Raw genomic sequence first — 4745 nt, forward strand, 5'->3', positions numbered from 1 at the left:
GCCACACGCTCAGCATGCCCGCCGCTCACCGCGCCCCCGCTCACCCCACACGCTCAGCCTGCCCACCGCTCACCCTGCCACCCTCAGTCCGGCAGCCGCGCAGCCCGCCGCAGCGCTGCCAGCCCTTCCGGTGTCCCCGGCCAGTGCCGGTCGACGGCATCGCCGCCTGCCCGGCGCACCACCGAGCGGAGCACCAGCGCCACGACGACCGCGTCATCGGCGTACCCGATCACCGGGACGACGTCCGGCACCAGGTCGACGGGCGAGGCGAGGTACCCGAGCAGGAGCCACAGCCGCAGCCGCACTCCCCGCGGAAGGGAGCTGTCGGCCGCGAGCCTGCTGAGCAGTCGCACGACGTCGGGCAGCAGCCGCATCAGCTCGCGGAGCCTGAGCTCGTCGGGCCGGCCGGCCCACAGCACGCCGAGGAGCCCCGCCCACAGCACGAGGAGCCCGCCCAGCACCCCGAGCAGCGACCACGCCCAGTCCGGCACCGCTGCCCCGTTCCTCGTCATGAGTCGAAGGGTCAGGCTACCGACCTCCGACGAGGACGGACCGTGCCGGCACACCGGACCGCCGGCCTAGACCCAGGTGTCCACCATCGCGTGCAGAGCGGCGAAGGACGCGTGGCTCGTCGCCGCGTCCGCGCCCGCGCGGACCGCTGTCTGGATCCCGAAGATCGCCATCACGAGCACCTCGGTGCGCTGGTCGACGACAGCCGGCTCGACAGCAGCCCGCCCGCCCACGCGGGCGATCAGCGGACGCAGCAGCTCGCGGAACAGGTCACCGTACTCGGCGGCGAACCCCTCCCAGCCGGGAAGGGTCCCGTTGAACTCCGAGGAGGCGACGAGCATGAGGCACCCGTCGCGCGCCGAGTCGTCCACGACCTCCGACTCGAAGTGGTCGAGGAAGTCGTGCACGCCCTGGACCCCGCCCCGCGCACGATCGACGATCCCGCCGAGCAGGGCGCGACGCTCGGCGAGGTACCGACGCAGCACGAGGACGACGAGCTCGTCCTTGGAGCCGAAGGTCCGGTAGAGGCTCGGCTTGTGGACCCCGGTGGCGGCCACGAGGTCCGCCATGGAGGTCTGGCTGACGCCCTTCCGCCAGAACAACGCGACGAGCTGGTCGAGGACCTGCTCCTCGTCGAACTGGCGCGGGCGACCGCTCGGCGCGCGCATCACCGCGGCCTGCTCGTCACCACCCTCGCCACGTCCGCCGCCCGTCGCCATGCGCGCACCCACCGTCCTCACCCGCCGTCCTCACCGGAGGCTCCTTGCGGCAGCCCCGCCGCTGACATATGGTACCGCGCAGTATCTAATTCGGACCCGAGGACCCAGATGACCGCGCACACGCGCCGCACCGCCCTGATCACCGGAACGAGCTCCGGCATCGGGATGGAGGCCGCAGCCCAGTTCGCCCGCGCGGGCTACAGCCGTGTCATCGTCACCGCGCGCACTCCGGCGAAGGCCGGGTCGACGGCAGCGACCCTGCGCGCCCAGGTCGGCGACGACGTCGTCCAGCCGCTGGCCCTCGACCTGGACGACCTCGCCTCCGTGCGAGTCGCGGCGGCGCAGCTCGTCGCCGCGGCCTCGCCGATCGACGTGCTGGTGCTCAACGCCGGCGTCACGCCGCACGCGGAGATCCGACGCACTACCGACGGCATCGAGTCGATGGCGGCACCGCTCGTGGGGCACCACCTGCTCACCACGCTCCTGCTCGAGGCGGGCCTGCTCGCCGAGAACGCCCGGATCGTCATCGCCGGTTCCGAGGCCGCGCGCGGCGACACCCCGATGTTCACCCCTGTCGACCTCGACTCGCTCGCGCGCCGCGAGTTCGACGGCGACCTGGAGCTCGCGGTCGAGGCCGTCATGCGCGTGAGCGGGCCGGTGCGCTACCAGCCGAACAACCAGTACGCCTCGGCCAAGATGTTCGTCACCTGGTGGGCGGCCGAGCTCGCCACGAGGCTCCCCGCAGGGACGACTGTCGTCGCCGTCTCCCCCGGGAACACCCCTGACACCAATGCCGCCACGACGCTCCCGCCGCTGATGCGCCACGTCATGTTCCCGCTGATGAAGCTCGTCCCCGGGATGTCCCACACCGTGGCCGACGGCGCGAGCCGCTACCTGCAGGCCGTCGACTTCGGCCAGGAGGCGAACGGCCAGTTCTTCGCCTCGAAGCCCAAGAAGATGACCGGGGCCCTGCACCGCATCGACGGGACCACCGGCGGCACCGCCGCGAGCCGGGCAGCGCTGTGGAACGCCACCGAACGCGCAGCGCACGCGGGCGCCCCGCGCGCCTGACCGGCCGCCCCGCTCACCCCGGCCGCCCCGCTCACCCCGTCCGGCCGCGCGCCTCCCGCTTGCCCCGGCCGGCCGCGCGCCTCCCGCTCACCCCGGCCGGCCGGCTCCGTCGTCGAGCTTCTCGACGATCCTCGCCAGACGTCTCGCGCGCGTCTCGGGATTCGGGGCGGTCATCAGCGGGTGGAGCACCGAGAACCGGTCCTGTCTCGTCATTGCCTCGAACGCAGCCCTCGCCGTCGGCGCCGCCTCCAGCGCGGCCATCAGGTCGGCCGGCACCTGCGCCGACGCCGATCCCGCGTACGCCCGCTCCCAGCGGCCGTCCTGCTGCGCGCGCTCGATCTCGCCGTGCCCGCGCGGCCGCATCCTGCCCTCGGCGATCAGGCGGGCAACATGCTCGACGTTCCGCTGCGACCACAGGGACCGCCGCCGCCGCGGGGTGAACCGCTGGAGGAACGTCGCCGCGTCACGGCTGCGCTTCTGCCCGTCGATCCACCCGCTGCACAGGGCCTCGTCGAGGGCCTCGGCATAGCTGAGCGAGGTCGGCTCCTGCGTGCCCTTCTTGGCCAGGACGAGCCAGACGCCGTCCGAGGAGTCCTCGTTGGCGTCCAGCCAGTCCCGCCAGGCCGCCACATCGGCGACCACCATCGGCTGCTCGTCCATGGCGCCAGCCTGCCATCAGCCACCGACTCCCCGCCCCGGCAGCGGCTGTGCCCGCCGGCCCTCCTCGGGCGGATGAACGCCTCGGTGCGCGTGCTCGTGTGGGGTGTCGTGCTCTCACCCCTGATGACGGCGAGGATGCTCGACGTGCCGGACCACACGATGTGACACCCGCCCCGCTCCCCTGGCTCAGGCCCCGTCCCACGCCACGGCGATGTCGAGCACCCAGGTCACCCCGAACCGGTCGGTGAGCATCCCGTACAGGGGTGCCCATGCCGACGGCGCCAGCGGCGTGAGGACGGTGCCGCTGTCCGCGAGCGCCTCCCAGTACCCGGTGAGCTCAGCGGCGTCGGTGCCGCGCACCGAGACGAACACGGGGATGACGCCTGCCTCCCAGGCGGTGTGCGACGGGACGTCGTAGGCCATCACTCGGAAGCCGGTCTCGGAGGCGACCTGCCCCCACATGACCTGGTCGGCCTCGTCCGCCGCCGTCACCTGGTGGGCGTCGGCGTAGGTCACGACGGCGAGCTCGCCACCGAAGACCGATCGGTAGTGCTCCAGGGCAGCGCGGGCCTGGCCGCGGAAGTTCAGGTGGGGCGTGACGGTCACGGACATGGGTGCTCTCCTCGATCGGACGATGCCGCCGCCGGGTGGTCCGGGGCACGAAGGCAACACTTCACGGGATACAGGTCAATTCCGGTCCTGAATACACCGTAGGTTGGTCGCCATGAGCACCCCCACCGAGCGGCTGCTCCGCCTGCTCTCCCTGCTCCAGGCCCGCCGCGACTGGCCCGGGCAGGTGCTCGCCGACCGTCTGGAGATCACCCCGCGCACCGTGCGCCGCGACGTCGACCGCCTGCGCGAGATGGGGTACCGGATCAGCGCTACGCGTGGGCCCGACGGCGGGTACCGCCTGGACGCCGGCTCCGAGCTCCCGCCGATGCTCTTCGACGACGAGCAGGCGGTGGCACTCGCCGTCGCGCTCCAGGCAGCGACCGCGAGCGGGGTCGGCGTCAGCGAGGCAGCCGCCCGAGCCCTCACGACGGTGCGCCAGGTGATGCCGGCGCGCCTGCGGCGCCGTGTCGACGCCGTGCAGGTGACAGCCCTCGCCTCGACGGGAGTCGGTCGCACCCCGCCCGTCGACCCCGAGGTGCTGCTCCTGCTCGGCGCCGCCGCTCGCGATCGCGAGACCTTGCGCTTCGACTACGGCAGCGGGCCCGGGACCGGGCCGCGGCGCGTCGAGCCGCATCACGTGGTGACCTCGTCCGCGCGCTGGTACCTCGTCGCCTGGGACCTGGACCTCCACGAGTGGCGCACCTACCGCGTCGACCGCATCCGGCCCCGCACGCCGACCGGACCGCGATTCGCGCCGCGCGAGATCCCCGGTGGCGACGTCGCGGCCTGGGTGGCCGCGCGCTTCAAGGGCTCGCAGGCGGAGAACGCCTGGCCGTGCCACGGTCGGGTGACCCTCGACCTGCCCGCGCACGAGGTCGCACCCTTCGTCGGCGACGGGCTCGTCGAGCAGGTCGACGAGCGCCGCAGCCGGCTCCACGCGGGATCCTGGTCCTGGCCCGCTCTGGCCGCGGCGATCGGCCGGTTCGACGCCGCGATCGACGAGGTCTCACCGCCAGAGCTCGCCGCCGCTTTCGCCACCCTCGCCGAGCGGTACGCGCACGCGGGAGGCAGCGCCGGCGCACCTGGCCTCACCGCGTAGAGCCGACCGGCCACCGATCCGGCCGCGCGGCCGCCGCGCGGATCCGGGCCGCGCGGATCCCACCCGCGAGCGCC

General features: G+C 73.6%; 6 protein-coding genes. 2 read left to right on the forward strand and 4 right to left on the reverse strand.

All coding sequences use genetic code 11. The annotated features are described in order from the left end of the window. Positions 1 to 83 precede the first annotated feature (83 nt). The gene (locus tag ABWK99_RS13730) at positions 84 to 512 is read right to left on the reverse strand and encodes a DUF1232 domain-containing protein (RefSeq protein ID WP_372595263.1); all 429 of its coding nucleotides are present in this window, start codon (positions 510 to 512) and stop codon (positions 84 to 86) included. Between the two features lie 66 nt (positions 513 to 578). Continuing rightward, a complete protein-coding gene (locus tag ABWK99_RS13735; RefSeq protein ID WP_372595264.1) occupies positions 579 to 1250 on the reverse strand; it encodes a TetR/AcrR family transcriptional regulator in 672 nt (223 codons plus the stop codon). 87 nt (positions 1251 to 1337) lie between these two features. On the opposite strand from ABWK99_RS13735, the gene ABWK99_RS13740 reads away from it, so the two are divergent. Continuing rightward, positions 1338 to 2300 (forward strand): SDR family NAD(P)-dependent oxidoreductase, encoded by a 963-nt coding sequence (locus tag ABWK99_RS13740; RefSeq protein ID WP_372595265.1) that lies wholly within the window; start codon positions 1338 to 1340, stop codon positions 2298 to 2300. A gap of 87 nt (positions 2301 to 2387) precedes the next feature. Here the strand turns inward: ABWK99_RS13740 and ABWK99_RS13745 are convergent, their stop codons facing one another. After that, positions 2388 to 2960 (reverse strand): YdeI family protein, encoded by a 573-nt coding sequence (locus ABWK99_RS13745; protein WP_372595266.1) that lies wholly within the window; start codon positions 2958 to 2960, stop codon positions 2388 to 2390. 186 nt (positions 2961 to 3146) lie between these two features. Beyond that, positions 3147 to 3572 carry a VOC family protein gene (locus ABWK99_RS13750; protein ID WP_372595267.1) on the reverse strand — a complete coding sequence of 142 codons (426 nt, stop codon included), beginning with the start codon at positions 3570 to 3572 and terminating at the stop codon, positions 3147 to 3149. A 112-nt stretch (positions 3573 to 3684) separates the two neighbouring features. On the opposite strand from ABWK99_RS13750, the gene ABWK99_RS13755 reads away from it, so the two are divergent. Continuing rightward, a complete protein-coding gene (locus ABWK99_RS13755; RefSeq protein ID WP_372595268.1) occupies positions 3685 to 4671 on the forward strand; it encodes a helix-turn-helix transcriptional regulator in 987 nt (328 codons plus the stop codon). Positions 4672 to 4745: the final 74 nt, after the last annotated feature.

It is taken from the genome of Actinotalea sp., from assembly GCF_041597215.1.
In the GTDB taxonomy this organism is placed as follows: domain Bacteria; phylum Actinomycetota; class Actinomycetes; order Actinomycetales; family Cellulomonadaceae; genus Actinotalea.

What these genes read in the sequence shown, in the direction of transcription:
- ABWK99_RS13730 (WP_372595263.1), bottom strand. Translation starts at nt 512, where the DNA reads ATGACGAGGAACGGGGCAGCGGTGCCGGACTGGGCGTGGTCGCTGCTC.
- ABWK99_RS13740 (WP_372595265.1), top strand. Translation starts at nt 1,338, where the DNA reads ATGACCGCGCACACGCGCCGCACCGCCCTGATCACCGGAACGAGCTCC.
- ABWK99_RS13745 (WP_372595266.1), bottom strand. Translation starts at nt 2,960, where the DNA reads ATGGACGAGCAGCCGATGGTGGTCGCCGATGTGGCGGCCTGGCGGGAC.
- ABWK99_RS13750 (WP_372595267.1), bottom strand. Translation starts at nt 3,572, where the DNA reads ATGTCCGTGACCGTCACGCCCCACCTGAACTTCCGCGGCCAGGCCCGC.
- ABWK99_RS13755 (WP_372595268.1), top strand. Translation starts at nt 3,685, where the DNA reads ATGAGCACCCCCACCGAGCGGCTGCTCCGCCTGCTCTCCCTGCTCCAG.